Here is a 20,631-nt window from a genome sequence, read left to right as displayed (position 1 = left end):
AGTGAGCAACGACGTACAGACGGCTACCAAGCGTCGCGCCCGACTGTGCAACCGACTGAACGGTCGCCTCTCGCCGATCGTTATCTGGAATATACATTTGACAGCCTTCGACGGCCAAATGCCCGCCAGGGCACGAAAACAGCGTGTTGACCATGATCACTACGAGCCCGCAGGAACGATAGCGAACAAGGTCAAATCGCGGTCAATTCAGAGGTATGACGCCAGCGATTCGCCGGAAGTTCGCGCACCGGGCGTGATCTGTCGCACGCCTACCCCGTGAGCGGTACGGCGACCTGTGATGGGCGTCACCGGGAGCGTGGACGGAGCCTCTTCAGGCGGGGGTGCCGTCCGGCCGCCGGGTCAGGACGTGCATGCCCTTGTCGGCGCGCAACTGCTGGCGGACGAACTCTGGGCACTCCTGCATCCAGCGACCGCTGACTTCGACCTCGTCGGGCCGGATGGTGTCGTCGAGGACGAACGTCACCTCGTCGGCGCAGTGCGGCAGCAGCACCGGCAGCGCGGGATAGCGGGACAGCGGACCCGTCCCGGCGGGCGGCCCGTCGACGAAGACCAGGCCGATGCCTTCGAGGTCCCGCACAGCGGTCAGGTCGTACCAGTTCCACTCGCGCTCGTCCGGACCCGCCCAGGGCGTCAGCGGAGCGTGCCGCACCTCGACGACGTCCTGCAGCCCGTGATCGGCCACCCGCCGGGCGGTGACCTCGGCGTAGTGGTCGTTGTGCTCGAGCGCGACCACACGGCCGTAGCCGGCCATCTGCACGGCGTAGCCCAGGACCAGGCTGGACGCCCCGCTGCCGCACTCGACGACCAGCTCAGGATGGCGGGAGACGACGTACTCGGCCAGCCAGCGCAGCACGTCGGGCGAGGCGGCCCAATCGCGCAGCGGCGGCATCAGCGCACGGGGTTGGAGCATGGTGCGCAGGTCGAGCAGTGCCTCGATCTGCCGGTACGTCTGTGCGGTGTCGGACCGGCCGGCGACGACCTCCGCATGGACCTCGTCGAGCCGCTTCCCGGTGCCGGCGATCGACGACTCGATCCGCTCGGTGGCCTTCTCGGCGGTGGCCTGGAGCGCGGCGTCCAGCGCCTCGCCCTGGGCTCGGACGGCCTCGGAGTTCACCGCCATCGCCCCGCGCAGCGTCTGGTTCAGCTCGGACAGCTCCCGGGTGTGCCGCGCGGCCACCGCCGACACGCTGCGCTTCAGCTGCAGCACCATGGCACCGAGGACAGCGACGGCGGCAGCCAGCCCGCACGCGATGACGAGCAGCAGGCCCTGCGCGACCGCGATCTCGCCGGCCAGCACGACACCCAGGGTGACCAGTGTCGAGGCCGCCGCCGCGGCACCGGCCAGCAGGGCCACCTTGCGGACAGGCACCTTTGCCATACTCACCATCCACGCAGTCGGCGGAAAGACCACAGCGTAGCGCCGAAAGCCCCGAGCCCACCGGAGTCGCGGGGCGCCCGCGGAACGGCGGCGGTTACCGTAGGGCGGCTCCCTACCGCCGACCCAAGAGAGAGGTACCCCCGTGATGAAGATCATGACGGTCTACGGCACCCGTCCCGAGGCGATCAAGCTCGCACCCGTCCTGACGGCGCTCGCGGCCGAGCCCGACCTCGAGTCGGTACCCGTGGTCACCGGCCAGCACCGCGAGATGCTCGACCAGGTCAACGACCTGTTCGGCATCGTCCCACGGCACGACCTCGACATCCTGCAGCCGGGGCAGACCCTGGCGGGCATCACCGCGCGCATCATGGACCGTTTCGACCCGGTCCTCGCCGAGGAGGCGCCTGATGTGGTGATCGTCCAGGGCGATACGACGACCTCGACGGCGGCCGCGCTGGCGGCCTTCTACCGCGGCATCCCAGTCGTCCACGTCGAGGCCGGGCTGCGCAGCGGCGACCTCACCGCGCCGTTCCCCGAGGAGGCGAATCGCCGTCTGACCTCGCAGATCACCACCCTGCACCTGGCCCCGACGGCACGCAGCCGGGCCAACCTGCTGCGCGAAGGCGTCGACCCCAGCACCGTCGTCGTCACCGGCAACACCGTCATCGACGCGCTGCTCACGACCGCGGCCCAGCCCGTACCGCTGACCGACCCGCAGCTGGCCGCGCTGGTCGCGTCGGACGCACCGATCCTGCTGGTCACCAGCCACCGCCGGGAGAGCTGGGGCGCGGCGATGGAAGGAGTCGGCCGGGCGCTGGCCCGCATCGCAGCGGCGCACCCGGAGCTCACCGTCGTCCTGCCGGTGCACCGCAACCCCGTGGTCCGCGAGGCTCTGCTGCCGATGCTCGCCGGGCTCCCGAACGTCGTGGTGACCGAGCCGCTGTCCTACGCCGAGTTCGCCACCGTCCTCGCAGCCGCCAAGATCGTCCTCACCGACTCCGGCGGCATCCAGGAGGAGGCGCCCAGCCTGGGCAAGCCGGTCCTGGTCATGCGCGACAACACAGAGCGCCCCGAGGCGGTCGAGGCCGGCACCGTCCGCCTGATCGGTACCGACGAGGACCGCGTCGTCAAGGAGGTCGAGCGCCTGCACCTCGACCCGGCGGCCTATTCGGCCATGGCGCAGGCGATCAACCCCTACGGCGACGGGCACGCCACCGCTCGCTCGGTCGCCGCTGTCCGGGCGCTGTTCGGTCTCGGCGCCCGGCTCCCCGACTTCACCGGCTGACGCGGGTGCGGGCCCGAGCCTGTCAGCCGACCAGCGCGGCCGCCCACGTCGGGCGGACGACGGCGAGGTCGTGGCGGCCGCCCTGGAGCCGTGCCGCGCCGCTGAGCTTGGCGAACTCCGCCGGATCGGCGGCCGCGGCAACGATCGTCCGGACCAGCGCGTCGATCGAGCCGTACGGCGCGTCCGGCCCGTACAGCTCGGCGGCGCCGTCCTCGGCCGGGGTCAGCACCACCACTCCGGCGGCCTGGGCCTCGACGACACGCTGATCGAGGCTCCCGCGGCGGCGCGGGACCAGCAGCCAGCCGATCTTGCGGTACCAGGTGGGGAGGTCGGCATCGGGGCGCTCGAACGCGACCCGCGCGGCGACCTCGGGCGTGGCCACGAGATCGGCGACCAGCGTCTGGTAGTAGACGCGTTCGATCTGGTCGGCCAGGTGGTCGTCAGCCTCCCACGGCAGTCGGTCGCGGATGTGCAGGCTGAACTGCTCGTCTGCGGCGAGCAGGTCGCGCAGCGCCATGACCGCGGCGTCGGGCCGGGCGACGGACGGGCTCAGGTCAAGGACGCCCACCCGGTACTGGCGGCCGGGCAGCCCCGGCCGATCGACGTAGGCGGTGTCGACCGGCAGCGGCGCGTGGTGGAGTCGCTCGACCGGGACATCGAACGCGGCCGCGAACGCCGCGAGGTCGGGCTCGGCCTGGAACACGAATGCGTCGATCTCCTCGAGCAACGCATCGCGCAGGGCGGGCTCGTCGGTACGCAGGTCGCGGATGTGCGCGATCAGCCGCTGGCCATCGACCTTGCGGCGGGTGGCCCAGGGCAGGAACGGGGCCGCGTCCTCGATGACGACAGTGCCGGCCTCGGACAGCTCGCCGAGCCGGGGTTCCTCCTGGCCCGTCAGCGTCGGATCCCACTGGGCGACGCGGACTTCGCCGGCGCACTGCCGCAGCACTGTGTGCGTGCCGCGCGACGCCGCCAGATCGCTGCCGACGAGCAGCAGCGGCCGCCCGCCCGCGAGCCTGACGCTCGGCCGCACCTCGGTCGCCCGGAGCGCCGCGCGGATGCGCTCGACGGTGTTGGCCATGCGGTACCGGTCGATGGCCTCCATCGCCTTCTTGCGTGCATCCTCGAGCAGGTCCGGGTCGCGAGCAACCCGTTCGACGGCGTCGAGCACCGACTCGATGGAGGCGTCGACGAACAGCGGGTAGTCCTCGCCCAGCAGCTCGACGTGCGCGGCGATGCGGTTGACCACCGGGGCCACGCCCATGGCGCAGTACTCGAGCACCTTGGTGGACAGCTCATGGGTGGAGTCGAGCTCCTGCGCCCGCCAGCTGAACCCGATGTCGGCCGTCTTGGAGTACGCCATGGCGTCGTCGCGGGAGAGCCCGCCGGCCCACTCCACACCCGGGCTGGACTTGACGGCGGTCGTCATGCGCCTGCGCCAGCTGGGCACGCGCTTGGACTGCATGATCTTGTCACCGATCATCGACAGCGACAGGCGGACGCCGCGCTCGGCCAGCAGCCGGGGCACGTCGCACAGCTCGAGCGTCATCCAGCCCTCGGCGAACTTGCCGGCGTAGACGCCCTGCAGCCGGCCGGCCGGCCGGGCCGACCGGCCGGGCAGCGGGCCGAGGCCGTCAGGGATCATCGGGTTGATGACGACGCACTTCCCGACCGACGCGGGCACCCGGTACTCCATGTAGGAGCGGGAGTCCTCGGTCTGCACCAGCATCCGCTCGGACGCCAGCGAGATCTCCTCGAGGTCGCGCAGCTGCTCCCGTGTGGGCTCCGCACCCGGCTCGGGCAGGTCGATGACGTAGGGCCAGAACCGGCCGTCGAACTCGCGGGTGCGGGCCAGCTCGTTGGAGATGGCGAAGCCGCGCGAGATGATCTTGTCGAACCGGTGGGCGCGGTCGAGCTCGACGACGCGGTGCGCGACCTCCTTGACCGACAGCAGCTTCGACGGCGGGACGGCATCGCCGAGGCCCTCGAACGGGTCGACGATGGTGACGTTGTCCAGGCCGACGAGCGGCTCGAGCATCTTCCGCGAGATGATCCGGGCCTTCAGCAGCAGCGTGACGTGGGAGTTCGTCCGCGCGAGCACCTGGGCCATGGACACCAGCCAGATGGTCGACCCGTCGATGATGTTGATGTTTCCGTCGCCGTAGAGCAGGACGCGGCGCTCCACGGGAGTGGAGTGGGTGGTCATCGATCTCCCTCGACGGCGGCGCGGGCGACTCGGTCGAGCAGACTCACAACCGGGGACATGGGCACGGGACCGAGGATGGGGTCGGCCTGCTGGGCGAGCGGGAGCACCACGTCGGCGGCGCCGCGCAGCAGGTTGGTGCCGACGTTCGGCGCGTCAGCGGAGGCGAGCACGATGACGGGCACACCGCAGTCGCGTGCCTCGGTGGTCCACTCCAGGATCTCGAGCAGCAGCGCCGTGCCGGACGACGTCTCGGCGGTGCTCCAGGGACCGGACTGCAGGGCGGCCCGCTCGACCACCAGCATGTCGCCGGGCTCGACCTTGGTGCCGAGCGCCCGCGCCCCCGGCGCCACGGCGGCGACCGGCAGGACATCGCCCAGCCGCCGCGCAGTCGCGCCGGTCAGCACGCCGACGACCCGGGTGGCCGCCGCCAGCTCGCGCCGTGCATCGAGCCCGCCGTCGTCGGCGTTCGGTGTTTCATCGGCCTCGGGCTCGAGCTCGTCGTCCGGCTCGGCGAGCAGGTGCTCGGGGTAGCGCGCGGACAGGACCCGCTCGGCCGCGCGCGACGGCGAGTCGGGGACCTCGTGCACCCGACGGCGGCCGCGGACGACGCGCCGGGCCTTACGCACGGCGCGCACGGGCAGCGAAGCGGGCATCAGCGCCACAGGCCCTTCGTGTCGATGACACGCTTGCCATCGAGCGCCGACCGGTCGATGCCGCGGAACTCGTCGTGGTCGACCAGCAACAGGATGACGTCGGCGGCGGCGATGGCGGTGCCCGCGTCGGCCAGCTCGACGTTGGACAGCCCGGCGAGGTCGGCCGGCAGCTTCTCGATGTGCGGCTCGACCGCGAGCACCTTGCAGTCCGGCAGCTCGCCGGCGAGGTCGCGGACGATCTGGCGGGCCGGCGACTCGCGGAGGTCGTCGATGTTGGCCTTGAACGCCAGCCCCAGCGCGGCCACCGTCGAGGCGCCCGTGCCGGCGACCGCCTCGACCGCCCGGCCGACGACGTAGCCGGACTTGCCGTCGTTGACCTGCCGCGCCGTGCGGATGAGCGTGGCCTCCTCGGGCGCCGCGGACACGATGAACCAGGGGTCGACGGCGATGCAGTGCCCGCCGACACCCGGCCCGGGCTGCAGGACGTTCACCCGCGGGTGGTGGTTGGCCAGCTCGATGAGCCGCCACACGTCGACGCCCAGGCGGTCGCAGATGAGCGACAGCTCATTGGCGAAGGCGATGTTGACGTCGCGGAAGGAGTTCTCGGTGAGCTTGGCCATCTCGGCGGTCACGGCGTCGGTGAGCAGCAGCTCGCCGCGGCAGAACCGCTCGTAGAGCCCCTTGGCCCGGTGTGCGGCCTCCTCGGTGAGGCCGCCGATGATGCGGTCGTTCTCGACCAGCTCGGTCATGATGCGGCCGGGCAGCACCCGCTCCGGGCAGTACGCTACGTGGATGACCGACCGGCCGTCAGTGCCGTCGAGGCTCAGTGCCGGGTTGGTGGCCAGGATCTCCTCTGCCATCCGCTGCGCGGTGCCGGGCGGCGAGGTGGACTCGAGGATCACGAGCTCGCCGCCGGTCAGCTTCGGCGCGATGGCCCGCGCGGCCGACAGCACGTGGCTGAGGTCGGCCGTCTTGTCCTCCAGGAACGGAGTGGGCACGGCGACGATGTACGCGTCAGCCGCCGGGGGCTCGGTGGTGGCGTCGAGCAAGCCCGCGGCCACGACCTCGCGCAGCACATGGTCGAGATCGGGTTCGACGAACGGCAGCGCGCCGTGGTTGACCGCCTCGACCTTCCTCCGGTCGACGTCAACGCCCGTGACACGGCAGCCCGCGCGCGCCAGTACTACGGCGGTCGGAAGGCCGATGTAACCGAGTCCGAGCACCACGATGCGCGAATGCGCATTCATATCGTTCTCTCCTCACCAGGTGGCTGAAGACGCGCCCACTGGAGCGCATTGTCGCGAGTAGTCTATGCACCGAGCGGGGTAGTCTAAGCACCGAGCGGGCAGACCGACGACACTTACCCGCGTTGCCCGCCCCTCCGACGAAAGCCAATAGATGTCGCAGCTCAAGACCATGGTTCGCGCGCCACGCCGCCTCGTGCTCCGCGCGCTCCGCGGCCCCGTCCGAGCGCTCCTCCGCCCCTTCCGTCCGCAGGTCAAGGCGATACGGCGGCGGCTGCCGCGCCGGGCCGACCACTATGTGGCCCGCCTCGGCGGCGCCCCGATGCGGGTGGTCCTGCCCGCCGCTCCGGTCCCGCCGGAGCTCGTCGAGCAGGCCCGCGCGAGCCGCCCGCCCGTGCCGGACACGCCCATCCGGCTGTACGTGGCGCCGGCCAATTTCGCCGGACAGGGCTGGCTCTGGGCGCGCGCGGCCGAGCAACTGCCCGGCGTCGGCGCCGTCAGCATGGTCGGCATCCCCAGCGGCTTCCGGTTCTCCTCCGACTACCACGTGCCCGACGAGGTCTATCTGCGCTCGCTCGAGTGGCAGCGCGAGCAGTTCGAGTACGTCCGGCAGGGTTTCACGCACGCGCTCATCGAGGCGCAGCGGCCGATGTTCGGCTCGATGTTGAGTAACAACGTATTCACCGAAGCGCGGGTGCTGAGTGGGTACGGCCTGCGGGTCGCCACCATCGCGCACGGCCGCGATGTGCGGCTGCCGAGCCTGCACCGCGAGAACTACCCCTGGTCGCCGTACGTGCAGGACGAGTGGGCCGAGGTCGACGTGCTGGAGTGGCAGGTCCGCCGCAACCTCCGCGGGCTGGCCTCACTCGACCTGCCGGCCTTCGTGTCCACGCCCGACCTCCTCGACGACCTCCCCGACGCCACCTGGTGCCCGGTGGTCATCGACGCCGCCCTCTGGGAGACCCCGGACCCGGCGATGGAGCGGCCGCGGCCCGTGGCGGTGCACATGCCCACCAGCTCGAAGTTCAAGGGCTCGGAGCAGGTCGACGAAGCGATGACGGACCTGCACGAGCGCGGGCTGGTCGAGTACCGCCGCATCGAGGGCGTCTCCCCCGAGGAGGTGCGCCGCATCATCGGCTCGGCCGACCTCGTGCTCGACCAGTTCCGGCTGGGCAGCTACGGCGTCACGGCCTGCGAGGCCATGGCGGCCGGGCGGCTCGTGCTGGGCCATGTCACCGAGCACAACCGGCGGCGGGTCCACGACGCGATCGGCGACGAGCTCCCCATCGTCGAGACGACGGTCGAGAACATCGCTGAGGTCGTGCTCGGGCTGCTCGACGACCGCAGCCGGGCCCAGAAGATCGCGGCGCAGGGCCCGGGCTTCGTCCGCCGACTGCACGACGGCAGCTACTCGGCCACCGTGCTCTCGTCGTTCCTGACTGCAGACTGATCCCAGGCGCCGGCAGAGCCCGCGGCTGGACTCGAACGACTATCCGGTGTCCGGTGCGCGGCGTGCGTACCGGTGTTACCGGTGAGGCCCCAGGTGATGCTTCCTGGCCGGGGCGAGCCGGGCGGCGGACATCGTGTCCTCGCTCCCCATGGACAGCCTCACCATCCACGGAGCTCCGCTCAGCACCTCCCGGGGCCTCACTCGTGATCCGGACGGCCGGCCCTCTTGGGCGGAGAAGGGCCGGGCACACGCCGGATCGGCCGGTACGATGACCAGGGCGGCGGTCATCGCACCTTGGGCTCGTTCCCAGACGTGCTGCGATCGCGGACAGGCGCGCGCAGCACATGTGGAGACGGGCCCGAGGCCGGTGGAAGGCAGCGCGGCCCGGGATCGGAGCAAGGATGCCCGGACTGGCCGGATTCCCTGCGAGGATGCCGGTATCGGTGCGCTGGGGACGGCAGTACCGACGCGAACCGCGGAACGTGGCGGAACCGGTCGCATCGGACTCTCCTCCTCATCGGCCTCACGATGGAGATGCACAGTTTGTACACCCTCCAGCACAGCCGGTGATGGCACGGGAGTGCGAGGGCACCGATGCGCCGGGATCGAGACTCAACCGAAACGGGCTCCGCTGACGTGGCAGCGAACTCGGGCCAGAATTGGAACAGCAGCCCGGCGGCGCTCAGGTGGTCCGTCGCCGGGCTGCTGGACCTCAATTCTCGCTCACAACTGCGCGGAAATGGTGGCCAGATGGTGACACGGCACAAGAATGCTGACAGGACAACAAATATCGCTAGGCGCATTCACGACGACACGGACAGTGCGAACCGCTCTGGATCGGCCGTCTTATTCTGGAGGGACGGTAGCGGACGGTGACAGCACTCGGAAGGGAGGGGAGAGTTGTGAGCACAACGGACACGGAGCGTGCCGACCATCTCAAGGTGCTCGGACTCAGCGACGACGAGGTCAAGGTCTACCAGCACCTGCTGCGGACCGGCCCGTCGTCGATCACCGAACTGGACGAGGCGGTCCCCGACCGGTCCGCCAGCATCGACTCGACGCTCGGTGGCCTGGTCCAGGCAGGCCTGGCGCGACGGTCCGGATCGGACCATTCCCAGTTCCTCCCGGTCCCCCCGGACGCCGGCCTGGAGGCGATGACGCTGCGCCGCGAGTCGGAGCTGAAGCAGGCCCGCATCGAGGTGCTGAACGCGTACGACGAGTTCCGCCGGACCGTGCACAACGAGTCGACCACGCACCTGATCGAGGTCGTCACCGGTAGCGCGATCGTCGAGCGGATCCACCAGATCAAAGGTGGAGCACAGCGGGAGATCCTGGCCATCGACTCCCCGCCGTACTACATCGGCGGCCCGAACCAGGAGGAGATCGAGCACCTCAAGCGCGGCGTCTCGTACCGGGTCGTCTACTCGCCCGAGTCGGTCGAGGTGCCCGGGTACCTGACCGAGAACATCCTCCCGTGCGTGGAGGCCGGTGAGCAGGCCCGGGTGCTGCCCTACGTACCGGCGAAGCTGACCATCATCGACGGCTCGATCGCGTTCGTGTCGATGTCGGTGCGCGACACCGATGTGAACCGGTCGCTGCTCATCATCCGGCCGAGCAGTCTGCTCACCGCCCTGATCGGCATGTTCGAGCTCTGCTGGCGCAACGCGCTGCCGCTGCACGCCTCGGTCGGCACCGAGGACGACCGGCTCGAACCGATCGAGCGCCGGCTGCTCGCCCTGCTCGCGACCGGTGCCGCCGACGACACCATCGCGCGCACGCTGGGCATCAGCCGCCGGACGTTCTTCCGCTACCTCGAGCGCCTGATGAACCGCACCGGCGCCAGCACCCGCTTCCAGCTCGCGCTGCACGCCGCCCGGGAGAACTGGCTCTAACCGTTGCCGGAGACAACAAAGGGCTCCCACTCGGGAGCCCTTTGTTTGCTGGGGTTCAGGCTTTGATGAACTCCTTGGCGACGACCTCGGCGATCTGGGCGGTGTTCAGTGCCGCACCCTTGCGCAGGTTGTCGCCGCAGACGAACAGCTCGAGCGCGTTCGGGTCGTCCAGCGACTTGCGGATCCGCCCGACCCAGGTCGGGTCGGTGCCGACCACGTCGGCCGGAGTCGGGAACTCCCCCTCGGCCGGGTTGTCGAACAGCAGCACGCCCGGAGCGTCCCGCAGTACCTCCCGAGCACCGTCGGCGTCGACCTCCTGGACGAACCGCGCGTGCACGGACAACGAGTGCGTGGTGACCACCGGAACGCGGACACAGGTCGCGGACACCTTGAGATCGGGCAGCCCGAGGATCTTGCGCGACTCGTTGCGGACCTTCAGCTCCTCCGACGACCAGCCGTCGTCCTGCAGCGAGCCGGCCCACGGTACGACGTTCAGCGCCAACGGAGCCGGGAACGGGCCGAGCCCGTTGCCGATCACCCGCCGTACGTCGCCCGGCGTGGTGCCCAGCTCACGATTGCCGGCCACCTTGGTGAGCTGGTCGTAGAGCGCGTCGATGCCCTCCTGCCCGGCACCCGAAGCCGCCTGGTAAGACGACACGACGAGCTGCTCGAGCTCGTAGCGGTGGTGCAGCGCACCCATCGCGACGATCATCGACAGCGTCGTGCAGTTGGGGTTGGAGATGATGCCCTTCGGCCGGTTCCGGGCCGCCTCGGCGTTCACCTCGGGCACCACCAGCGGCACGTCCGGGTCCATCCGGAACGCGCCGGAGTTGTCGACCACGACGGCACCCTTGGCGGCCGCGATCGGCGCCCAGTGCGCGGACACCTGGTCCGGTACGTCGAACATCGCCACGTCGATGCCGTCGAAGACGTCCTCGCTGATCGCGACGACCTCGACCTCCTCGCCGCGGACCTTCAGCCGTTTCCCCGCGGAGCGCTCGGACGCGATCAGCCGGATCTCTCCCCAGACGTTCTCCCGGGTCGAGAGCAGGGCCAGCATCACCGTCCCGACGGCGCCGGTCGCACCGACCACCGCCAGCGAGGGCAGGCCCGTCCGGTTCTCGGTCTCGTTGTCCAATGCGCTCACAGGGGTCACCGTCCAGTTCCTCCGTACACGACAGCCTGGGTGTGCTTGTCGTCCAGATCGAATGCGGTATGCGCCGCGGTCACGGCGGCATCCACCAGGTTCTCGTCCACGACCACCGAGATCCGGATCTCCGAGGTGGAGATCATCTCGATGTTCACGCCGGCGTCGGCGAGCGCGGAGAAGAATTTCGCGGACACGCCCGGGTGTGAGCGCATTCCGACACCGACCACCGACACTTTGCCGATCTGGTCGTCGTAGAGCAACTGCTCGTAGCCCACTTCGTCCTTCATCCGGGCCAGCGCGGACATCGCCCGGGCGCCGTCGACGCGGGGCAGCGTGAAGGAGATGTCGGTGCGGTGGGTCGCGACCGCCGACACGTTCTGCACGATCATGTCGATGTTGGTCTCGGCGCCGGCCACCGTCTCGAAGATGCGGGCCGCCTCGCCGGGCTTGTCCGGTACGCCGACGACGGTGATCTTGGCCTCGTTGCGGTCCTGGACCACGCCGGAGATGATCGCCTGTTCCATTTGATCCAGTTCCTTCGCATCGACGACCCAGGTGCCTTCCTTCTGCGAGAAGGAGGAACGCACGTGGACGGGGACGTTGTAGCGCCGCGCGTACTCGACGCAGCGCAGGTGCAGCACCTTGGCGCCGCAGGCGGCCATCTCGAGCATCTCCTCGTAGGAGATCTTCGGGATGTGCTTCGCGGCCGGCACGATCCGCGGGTCCGCGGTGAAGATGCCGTCCACGTCGGTGTAGATCTCGCAGTAGTCCGCCTCCAGCGCGGCGGCCAGCGCGACCGCGGTGGTGTCGGAGGCGCCGCGGCCCATCGTGGTGATGTCCTTGGTGTCCTGGGCGACGCCCTGGAAACCGGCCACGATCGCGATGTGGCCCTCGCCGAGGGCCCCCTCGATCCGGCCCGGCGTGATGTCGATGATGCGCGCGTTGCCGTGCGCGGAGGTGGTGATCACGCCGGCCTGCGAGCCGGTGAAGCTGCGTGCCTCGTAGCCCAGGTTGGCGATCGCCATCGCCAGCAGCGCGGCGGAGATCCGCTCACCCGAGGTGAGCAGCATGTCCAGCTCGCGCGGCGGGGGTAGCGGGGAGACCTGCTGGGCCAGGTCCATCAGTTCATCGGTGGTGTCGCCCATGGCGGAGATGACCACCACCACGTCGTTCCCGGCCTTCTTCGTCGCGACGATCCGTTGGGCCACGCGCTTGATGCAATCGGCGTCGGCGACCGAAGAACCGCCGTACTTGTGTACGACGCGTCCCACAGTTGTGTCTCCTCAAACCACTCAAACCACTGGTTGCGGTACGCCGTGCGGCGTTGCACCAGGCGTAGTCGTATCCGGGTCATTCTAGCCGTGACCCGCTCGTTGCCTACCGCCTGACCAGCACCTGGTCGAGTCGTCCGGCCGATCCGTCCCCCGCCGGAAGGTTCCCCGGCCGGGGTGGTGAGGTGCCGGAAAGCGTCCCGCCCGACAGGGCTCTTGTTCATATAAGTCATCACTGAAATACTGGCGACGTGCACGCGTTCGACATCCTCGGCGATCCGGTCCGGCGCCGCATCCTGGAGCTGCTGGCCGACGGCGAGCTGCCGGCCGGCAGTATCGCCGCGACGATCGGCAGCGAGTTCGGGATCAGCCAGCCGGCCGTCTCCCAGCATCTGCGGGTCCTGCGCGACAACGGGTTCGCGACCGTCACGGTGGACGGCACCCGGCGGCTGTACGCCGTGGAGCCCGGGCCACTGCGCGAGATCGACACCTGGCTGGACCGGTATCGCAAGTTCTGGATCAATCGCTTGGACGCTCTCGAGACCGAGATCCACCGCGGCCGCCGGCAGCCCTGAACAACCTTCTGCCGGCGCGAAGCATCTGGGTAAGTAGTAGATCCAGAGGAGTTCGTGATGCGCACCATCGTCGCCAGACTCTGCATGTCGGAGGACGGCATCGTCGACAAGCCGGAGCAGTGGCTTCGCTCTCCCGGCCTCGCTTTGGACCAACTGCTGACCGGGACCGAGACGGTCGTGCTCGGCCGGAAGACATTCGAGCAGTACGCCGGTTCCGTCGCCGGACTGGACCAGGCCCGCAAGCTCGTGATCGCGTCCCGTCCGGTGGGCGCCCGCCCGTACGCCGAAGTACTGCAAGGTGATCCACGCCGGGTGCTGACGGCACTGAAGGAGGTGCCGGGTGCCGACCTGCACGTCGTCGGGAGCCTGACCTTGATCCGCTCGATGCTGCGGTGGCGGTTGATCGACGAGGTGTCCCTCCTCATCCATCCGGTGGCCGCGGGACGCGGGACGTTGCTGGATCGCCGTACCTTGCGGCTGATTTCCATGTGCGCGCGGGACGGCGGCGTACTGGAGGCCAGCTACCGCATGCACTACGCGGCGACCGCGGCTTCGAACTCGGTGGACTCGGCCGGCCGGTGGGGCGGCACGCGCAGCAGGGACACGGTCGCGAGGACGCCGAGGCCGGCCGCCAGGACCCACGCGTAGCGGACCCCGAACGCCTCGACCGCCGCGCCGGCCACAGCGGACCCGACCGCGGAGCCGATCATCCCGCCGCTCTGCATCCAGCCGAAGATCTCGGTGTGTGCCGCCGTTGGCGTCAGTACACCCACACGCTCGTAGACGGCCGCGATCGTCGGAGCGATCAGACAACCCGCCGCGAACATCATCACCGCCAGCCCGACCACGGACGACGTCACGAAGACACAGCCCATGATCAGGACGGTCAGCGCGAGCATCCGCCGCCAGGTGTAGGAGTTGTGCCGGCCCGGCAGCGCACCACCGACCAGTCCGCCGGTCACGCTGCCGGTCGCGGCCACCATCTCCAGCACGCCGGCGATCAACCGGTTGCCGTGCTCGTCGGCGACCGCGACCATGCCGAGCGACATCGCCGCGAAGCCCATCACCAGGCAGAACCAGGCGAGCAACATCGGCGTCCGGTGCTGGTGCAACAGCAACTGCCGTACGGTCGGCCTCGGCCCGGTGCTCTCGTCGTGCGGGACCGGCGGCTGCTGCTTCAGCCCGAACCACCAGATGGCCGCAGCAGCGGTCACAGCGCACGCCAGCAGTCCGACCCGTGGACTGGCGAAGCTGACCATCAGCGCGCCGGTCATGGGGCCGATGACGAAGAGCAACTCCTGCGCGGTCGCGTCGAGTGAGTAGATCGCCCGCAACCGCGAGCCATGCACGATCCGCGGCCAGTTGGCCCGCAAGGCCGAGGTGACCGGCGCAACGAAGACGCCGGCCACGGCCGCCGCGACCGGCAGCACCCGAAACCAGCTGTACGGCAGCAAGGCGACCACGGCCATCGACGCGCCCCACGCCATCCCGGTGCCGATCACGACCTTGCGCGCACCACGGCGATCCGCCAGCCGCGACCACACCACGCTGGCGACCGCCGTACCGACGGAGTAGGCGCCCGCGACCACGCCTGCCCAGCCGAAGTTGCCCGCGGCATCCTTGGCCAGGAACGCCAGAGGGACCATCGTCGCCATCACCGGCATCCGCGCGACGAGGGCCGAGGCCAGCAGCGCCACCACCCCGTGGGTCTTCCAGAGATCGCGGTACGCCGTCAGGTCCATGGGCTGCATTCTGTCCTGACAAACCTGCCGGCCGCGTCGGGATTTCTCCCTATCTCATTTGTCGGCGGCGTATGCGAACATGTGTTCGTGGCGGAACTCCGCGCGGCGACCATCCTGCATGCCGATCTGGACGCGTTCTACGCGTCGGTCGAGCAGCGGGACGACCCACGCCTGCGCGGCCGCCCGGTGATCGTCGGCGCCGGCGTCGTCCTGGCCTGCAGCTACGAGGCCAAGGCGTACGGCGTGCGTACCGCGATGAACGGTGGACAGGCGTTGCGCCGCTGCCCCGGCGCGATCGTGGTCGACCCGCGGATGTCGGCGTACTCGGAGGCCAGCAAGGCGGTGTTCAAGGTGTTCGAGGACACCACGCCGCTGGTGGAAGGGCTGTCGATCGACGAGGCGTTCCTCGATGTGGGTGGATTGCGGAAGATCCGCGGGACTCCGCTGGAGATCGCTCAGCGGCTGCGGGCCGAGGTGCTGTCGAAGGTCGGGCTGCCGATCACGGTCGGGGTGGCGCGGACGAAGTTCCTGGCCAAGGTGGCCAGTGGAGTGGCGAAACCGGACGGTCTGCTGGAGGTTGCGCCGGACCGGGAGCTGGAGTTTCTTCACCCGCTGGATGTCGAGCGGCTCTGGGGCGTGGGCGAGGTGACCGCGGAGAAGCTGCGGAATCGCGGGCTCACCAAGGTCGGCGATGTCGCGATGCTGCCCGAGGCCGCGCTGGTCGCGATGCTCGGGCGCGCGTCCGGGCGGCATCTGCACGCCTTGGCGCACAACCGCGATCCCCGGCCGATCGAGGTCGGGCGACGACGGCGGTCGATCGGCTCGCAGCGGGCGCTCGGCCGCTCGCCCAAGTCACCGGCCACCCTCGACGCCGTGCTGGCCGGGCTGGTCGACCGGGTGACACGCCGGATGCGGACGGCGGGGCGATCCGGGCGGACCGTCACGTTGCGCCTGCGCTTCGACGACTTCAGCCGGGCGACCCGATCCCATACGTTGCCCCAGGCAACGGACCAGACGCGGGCGATCCTGATCACCGCGCGGGCGTTGCTGACCGCTGCGCGGCCGCTGATCGCGACCCAGGGCATCACGATGATCGGCATCTCGGTCGGCAACCTGGAGAACGAGGCGGCGCTGCAGCTCGCGCTGCCCTTCGACAGGGCCGCGAACAACGAGCTCGACTCCGCACTGGATCAGGTGAAGGACAAGTTCGGCACCAACGCGATCACCCGCGGCATCCTGCTCGGCCGGGACCAGGGGCTGACCGTGCCGATGTTGCCGGACTGAGTCGCGCCTGATGATCCCGCCCTAGTCGAGTCGCAGCTCCAGCGTCAGCTCGTCGCGCAGCGGGATGCCATACGCGCCCGTGAGCGGGATCGACGGCTTCAGCTTGCGGGACTCGTCCACCGCACCCGGGGACACACCCACGATCCGCAGCCCGCGGCGCTGATAGAACCGGACCGCGTCAAGGTTGTCGTTCGTGGTGATCAGCCAGAGCCGCGTGGCGCCGGCCTGCCGGGCGAGGTCGACGGCCGCAGACATCAGGGCACTGCCGACGCCGAGGTGTCGCACGGGCGCGTCGATCGTGACGACCTCGAACTCGTCGTTCGCGATCGTGTAGGTGAGGAGGCCGACGAGCCGGCCGTCTTCCTCGGCGACCAGGCCGGGAAGGGTCGCGGGTTCGTAGACGGTTCCGTGGGCGACGGCGGTCGTGCCGGTCGCCGCGGTCAGGAGTTCGACGACGGCGTCTCGATCCGTGTCGGTGACAGCACGTACCTTCATGACGGCCACGCTAGTACGAGTTGTCGTGGAGGTGACCGGCGTACCAGTTGAGGGCTGCGCGGAGTTCGTCGACCTGGCGGATGCGGCGGTTGACGGTGGCGCCGTGAGCGATCGGGTAGATGCGGAGGCCGCCGTGGTGGCGGCGCCTCGGGGCCGGCAGCGTGGAATGGTACGGCGTGTCCAGCCACGCGATCAGCCACGGGCGTCGGACATCGCCGCCGACGCGGAGGCGGGTGACTGCGCTCCACGGGATGGAGGCTTGCTTGTAGCCGCGTTCGACCGTCAATCCCTGTGGAGACAGGCGAAGGACGACTCGGTGGCGCAGGACCAGGCGCCAGCTGCGGACGGCGAAGTACAGAAGGATCAGGTCGAGGATGCCGAAGACCATGCTGAGGGCCGGGTCCTGGTCCAGCGTCTGTTGGTCGCGCGGGAACCAGGCAAGGAAGAAGGACGTGGTGATCGTGGCGATGACCGCCGGGCGCGTCCTGCTGGTCTTGAAGGCGGCGCCGGTTGGTTGCGGTCTTTGTGGTGGCGCTGGTTGTGGCTGGGGTGTTTGCGGTGGTGCAGGCAGCAGCTTTGTGGGTGGTGGCGGGAAGGCGACCGTCTGTGCGCTCGGCGGTAGGACCGCGGTGTTCGCCGGCGATCCGGGGACGTGCAGGAGTTCCGCTGGGGTCGGCCGATGGGCGGGATCCCTTGCGAGACAACGGCGTACGACATCCTGGAGCGGACTGGGGAGCGGCGGGATCTGTGGTTGCTCGTGGACGATCCGATGCAGCAGGGACGCGGGACTCCCGTGGGCGAACGGACCGCGGCCGGACGCGGCGAAGACCAGGACCGCCCCCAGCGCGAAGACGTCGCTCGCGGCGCCGATCGCCGCACCGGTGATCTGCTCCGGCGACAGATAGCCCGGCGTACCCACGACCACGCCGGTCGCGGTCAGGCTCGCTTCCTCGAGCGCGCGGGCGATGCCGAAGTCGATCACCCGTGGACCGTTGTCGGTCAGGACGATGTTCGACGGTTTGAGGTCGCGGTGGACCAGGCCGCCGGCGTGGATCGCCATCAGCGCCTCGGCCAGGCCGCCCGCGAGCGACTGCACGCCGCCCGGCGTGAGCGGTCCGGAGGTGTCGATCGCCTTCTGCAGCGTCGGTCCGGGCAGGTACTCCGTGGCGAGCCAGGGATGTTCCGCGTCGGGATCGGCGTCGACGACCGCGGCCGTGAATGCGCCGCTGACCTTGCGCGCGGCTTCGATCTCGCGGGCGAAACGGGCCCGGAAGGCCGCGTCACCGGCCAGTTCGTCGCGGACCACCTTCACCGCGACCAGGCGACCGCCCGGCGAGCGAGCCAGGTAGACGGCACCCATCGCGCCACGGCCGAGCCGGCCCTGGATCGTGAACGACCCGATCAGCACCGGATCCTGAGGATGCGTTGTCATCGGGCGTCACGCTAACGCGCTTCAGGACCGCGGGTAACCGATCTCGGCGATCCCTTCGGCAAGATCGGTCAGCCGACGCTGCCGGTTGAGCGACGTCACGACGTACTCGGTCAGTGGCATCAACGCGTACACATGCCGGATCGCCTCGAGGTCCAGCGCGACTTCGTAGTAGTCCTCGGCGAAGGTCAGGTAAGCCTCCGGGCGCCCGTCCGCGATCACCTCGAACAACCAGTCGGCTCCGTCGTTCTTCACGTCCTCCACCGGACCACAGCGCCAGGCCGTGTCGTCCGTCGTACGCCAGAAACACACCGTCGCCCTCGGCACACCATCGCTGAACGCCGGCTCGTCGCGCGCATTGTGAAAGACCTCCGGCACACCATCGAGCAGCCCGGGCCACGTCTTCTGGTCATTGGCGTACGGCGACATCGGCGACTCGTGGTCGAACCCGTACGCGAACGCGCCGTCGGGCGAGAACACGATCGAGTACTCGTTCCCCGACCCGTCCCGCATCAACGCAGCCTCCTCGGTCTCCGACCACCGCGCGTCGAACGCGAAGAAAGGCAGCTGATCCGGGTCGTCATCAAGAATCAGATCCAGCACCGCCAGCGCACGACTGACCCGCCGTACGCTCGACACGTCCGGCAGCCGCCGAATCACCTCGTAGACAGACATCGCCCCATCCAACCTTCAGAAACCGCCGTCGAGATACCGGCGCCCATACCCCGTAATCGCCCCACGCAGCTCCTTCAGTTGCGCCATGCGCCTCTTCATCGGCTGCCCATGCGCGACCGGGAAGAGTTTGTAGGCGCCGTCGGAGCGACGCGGCACGGGCACGTCGTCCGGGCTCAGCGCCGGATCGAGCCAGGCCACCACCCAGGGCCGCCGCTCGTCCCCGTCGATCCGAATCTGACCGACCGCAGTCCACGCGGCTGTCAGTTCACGTCCGTCCCGGCGCACCGTGATCCCGGTCGAGGTCAACCGCAGCTCGGCCGGGCGCCTGAGGACAACACGCCAGTTCCGCACGGCGACGACCAGGAACAGCAACCACAGGATGGTCGTGATGACGATGCCGATCAGGTACTCACGGATGTAGTCGGGATCGGCGAACGACCTGACGTCTTTCGGCACGATGACGAGGAACAGCACGGTCGTGATCACCGCGACGATGATCGGGCGCTTTCGCGAGGTCGTGAAAACCGCACCCACGCCAACAACCAACTGCTCCTGCACGGACGCCTCCTGATCCGGACCGAGCCCTCACCGTAGTGGCTGAGGAACCCCTTGCGTGGCCGGTCGGAGTGCGCCTGTGGATAACTTCAGCGGCGTTGGACTACTTCCTCGGCGACCTCGACGAGTTCGCGGTCGGTGGCTTCGGTTTCGGCGTCGTGGGCCGGCTCCAGCCGGTCGTGCGCGATCAGCGACTGGATCGCCCGCAGTACGGCGCTCGCCGCGGCACCCCACGTGGACACGTAGGAGAACTGCCACCACCACAGCGCCTCGACGATCCGGCCTTCCTCGTAGTGCGCGAGACCGTGCACGAGGTCGGTCGCGATCGCGGTGAGGTCGTCGGACAGCCGGTTCACGGTGATCTCAGGCGGTGCGGCGTACGGGTCGAAGACCTCGGCGTACTCGTCCAGGCCCTCGAACAGCACCGCGAGCCGGTCACGCATCGCGTCCAGATCCGGATCCGGTCCGGCGTCGCTCTCGAACCGCTCCTCCGGGACGAAGTCCTCGAACGCCCCGAGCCGGCCACCCGCGAGCAGCAGCTGGCTCACCTCGAGCAGCAGGTACGGCAGTGAGGCGAGGCCCTCGTCGACGCCGTCCTCGTCCGGCTGCGCGGCGATGTCGCGCACCGAGATGAGGAAGCTCCGCACCTGGTCCGCGATCTGCTCGGCGAACTCCGTCAGATCCTCGGAGTCCGTGGTCAGCGCCCGCTCTGCAATATCGGTTGGTTCAGTCATCGATCGATCGTCGCCCTTCAAACGCCCGTCCGAGTGTGACCTCGTCGGCATACTCGAGGTCACCGCCTACAGGAAGTCCACTAGCCAATCGGGTGACGCGCAAGCCCATGGGCCGCAGCAAGCGGCTCAGGTACGTCGCCGTCGCCTCACCTTCGAGGTTCGGGTCGGTGGCCAGGATGATCTCTTGCACTTCGTCGCCGGCCAGCCGCTGGAGGAGTTCTTTGATCCGCAGCTCGTCCGGACCGATCCCCTCGATCGGCGAAATCGCCCCGCCGAGCACGTGGTACCGGCCGCGGAACTCGCGGGTCCGCTCGATCGCGACCACGTCCTTGGCCTCTTCGACCACGCAGATCAGGCTCAGGTCACGCCGCGGGTCACGGCAGATCCGGCACTGCTCCTCCTCGGCGACATTGCCGCAGATCTCGCAGAACTTGACCTTCTCCTTGACCTGCACGAGCACATGCGCGAGCCGGCGTACGTCGGTCTCGTCGGCGGCGAGCAGGTGGAACGCGATCCGCTGAGCGGACTTCGGACCGACGCCGGGCAACCGGCCGAGCTCGTCGATGAGATCCTGAACGGCCCCTTCGTACAC

19 protein-coding genes are annotated in these 20,631 nt (G+C 69.5%); 6 read left to right on the top strand and 13 right to left on the bottom strand.

Going from position 1 to position 20,631, the window contains the following annotated elements:
- Positions 1-331 precede the first annotated feature (331 nt).
- Positions 332-1,399: a class I SAM-dependent methyltransferase gene (locus AB0E63_RS11575; RefSeq protein ID WP_360364357.1), complete on the bottom strand. Its 1,068-nt coding sequence runs from the start codon at positions 1,397-1,399 to the stop codon at positions 332-334.
- A gap of 145 nt (positions 1,400-1,544) precedes the next feature.
- Here AB0E63_RS11575 and wecB point away from each other — a divergent pair, with 145 nt between their 5' ends.
- On the top strand, positions 1,545-2,684 hold the full coding sequence (gene wecB / locus AB0E63_RS11570; protein ID WP_360364355.1) for a UDP-N-acetylglucosamine 2-epimerase (non-hydrolyzing): 1,140 nt from the start codon (positions 1,545-1,547) through the stop codon (positions 2,682-2,684).
- A 22-nt stretch (positions 2,685-2,706) separates the two neighbouring features.
- On the opposite strand, the gene AB0E63_RS11565 is transcribed toward wecB, so the two are convergent.
- From AB0E63_RS11565 to wecC, 3 genes are read right to left on the bottom strand one after another with little or no spacing between them, the layout of a single operon-like run.
- Complete coding sequence (locus tag AB0E63_RS11565; protein ID WP_360364353.1) at positions 2,707-4,890, bottom strand: hypothetical protein; 2,184 nt, start codon at positions 4,888-4,890, stop codon at positions 2,707-2,709.
- Entirely contained in the window at positions 4,887-5,543 is a 657-nt protein-coding gene (locus AB0E63_RS11560; protein ID WP_360364351.1) for a hypothetical protein, read from the bottom strand. Before AB0E63_RS11560 ends, AB0E63_RS11565 begins: the two co-directional genes overlap by 4 nt.
- On the bottom strand, positions 5,543-6,790 hold the full coding sequence (gene wecC / locus AB0E63_RS11555) for a UDP-N-acetyl-D-mannosamine dehydrogenase (RefSeq protein WP_360364349.1): 1,248 nt from the start codon (positions 6,788-6,790) through the stop codon (positions 5,543-5,545). The genes AB0E63_RS11560 and wecC overlap by 1 nt, the downstream gene beginning before the upstream one ends.
- Before the next feature lie 151 nt (positions 6,791-6,941).
- Between wecC and AB0E63_RS11550 the strand changes: the two genes are divergently transcribed.
- A complete protein-coding gene (locus AB0E63_RS11550; RefSeq protein ID WP_360364347.1) occupies positions 6,942-8,237 on the top strand; it encodes a hypothetical protein in 1,296 nt (431 codons plus the stop codon).
- A gap of 902 nt (positions 8,238-9,139) precedes the next feature.
- Positions 9,140-10,129 (top strand): helix-turn-helix domain-containing protein, encoded by a 990-nt coding sequence (locus tag AB0E63_RS11545; RefSeq protein ID WP_360364345.1) that lies wholly within the window; start codon positions 9,140-9,142, stop codon positions 10,127-10,129.
- A 55-nt stretch (positions 10,130-10,184) separates the two neighbouring features.
- On the opposite strand, the gene AB0E63_RS11540 is transcribed toward AB0E63_RS11545, so the two are convergent.
- Complete coding sequence (locus tag AB0E63_RS11540) at positions 10,185-11,285, bottom strand: aspartate-semialdehyde dehydrogenase (protein WP_360364343.1); 1,101 nt, start codon at positions 11,283-11,285, stop codon at positions 10,185-10,187.
- Complete coding sequence (locus AB0E63_RS11535) at positions 11,282-12,550, bottom strand: aspartate kinase (protein WP_360364341.1); 1,269 nt, start codon at positions 12,548-12,550, stop codon at positions 11,282-11,284. The genes AB0E63_RS11540 and AB0E63_RS11535 overlap by 4 nt, the downstream gene beginning before the upstream one ends.
- Positions 12,551-12,801: 251 nt before the next feature.
- Between AB0E63_RS11535 and AB0E63_RS11530 the strand changes: the two genes are divergently transcribed.
- Entirely contained in the window at positions 12,802-13,125 is a 324-nt protein-coding gene (locus AB0E63_RS11530) for a metalloregulator ArsR/SmtB family transcription factor (protein ID WP_360364339.1), read from the top strand.
- Positions 13,126-13,182: 57 nt separating this feature from the next.
- Positions 13,183-13,773: a dihydrofolate reductase family protein gene (locus AB0E63_RS11525; RefSeq protein ID WP_360364337.1), complete on the top strand. Its 591-nt coding sequence runs from the start codon at positions 13,183-13,185 to the stop codon at positions 13,771-13,773.
- On the opposite strand, the gene AB0E63_RS11520 is transcribed toward AB0E63_RS11525, so the two are convergent.
- Entirely contained in the window at positions 13,659-14,867 is a 1,209-nt protein-coding gene (locus AB0E63_RS11520) for an MFS transporter (RefSeq protein ID WP_360364335.1), read from the bottom strand. The genes AB0E63_RS11525 and AB0E63_RS11520 overlap by 115 nt on opposite strands.
- 87 nt (positions 14,868-14,954) lie before the next feature.
- Between AB0E63_RS11520 and dinB the strand changes: the two genes are divergently transcribed.
- The gene (gene dinB, locus AB0E63_RS11515; RefSeq protein WP_360364333.1) at positions 14,955-16,151 is read left to right on the top strand and encodes a DNA polymerase IV; all 1,197 of its coding nucleotides are present in this window, start codon (positions 14,955-14,957) and stop codon (positions 16,149-16,151) included.
- A 21-nt stretch (positions 16,152-16,172) separates the two neighbouring features.
- Here the strand turns inward: dinB and AB0E63_RS11510 are convergent, their stop codons facing one another.
- The 6 genes from AB0E63_RS11510 to recR all read right to left on the bottom strand — a co-directional run bounded on the left by AB0E63_RS11510 (position 16,173) and on the right by recR (position 20,631).
- Complete coding sequence (locus AB0E63_RS11510; RefSeq protein ID WP_360364331.1) at positions 16,173-16,646, bottom strand: GNAT family N-acetyltransferase; 474 nt, start codon at positions 16,644-16,646, stop codon at positions 16,173-16,175.
- Between the two features lie 10 nt (positions 16,647-16,656).
- On the bottom strand, positions 16,657-18,078 hold the full coding sequence (locus tag AB0E63_RS11505) for a serine/threonine-protein kinase (protein WP_360364329.1): 1,422 nt from the start codon (positions 18,076-18,078) through the stop codon (positions 16,657-16,659).
- A gap of 21 nt (positions 18,079-18,099) precedes the next feature.
- Positions 18,100-18,750, bottom strand: coding sequence for a hypothetical protein (locus AB0E63_RS11500; protein ID WP_360364327.1), 651 nt, complete (start codon positions 18,748-18,750; stop codon positions 18,100-18,102).
- A gap of 15 nt (positions 18,751-18,765) precedes the next feature.
- Entirely contained in the window at positions 18,766-19,308 is a 543-nt protein-coding gene (locus tag AB0E63_RS11495) for a hypothetical protein (protein WP_360364325.1), read from the bottom strand.
- Between the two features lie 86 nt (positions 19,309-19,394).
- Positions 19,395-20,039, bottom strand: a complete 645-nt coding sequence (locus tag AB0E63_RS11490; protein ID WP_360364323.1) for a DUF5063 domain-containing protein — start codon at positions 20,037-20,039, stop codon at positions 19,395-19,397.
- Positions 20,032-20,631 carry a recombination mediator RecR gene (gene recR, locus AB0E63_RS11485; RefSeq protein ID WP_360364321.1) on the bottom strand — a complete coding sequence of 200 codons (600 nt, stop codon included), beginning with the start codon at positions 20,629-20,631 and terminating at the stop codon, positions 20,032-20,034. Before recR ends, AB0E63_RS11490 begins: the two co-directional genes overlap by 8 nt.

Origin of the sequence: Kribbella sp. NPDC026596, from assembly GCF_040638415.1 — a bacterium.
Classification (GTDB): Bacteria; Actinomycetota; Actinomycetes; order Propionibacteriales; family Kribbellaceae; genus Kribbella.
The sequence above is the reverse complement of the archived record's forward strand: the minus strand, read 5'-3'. Positions and strand labels throughout refer to the sequence as shown.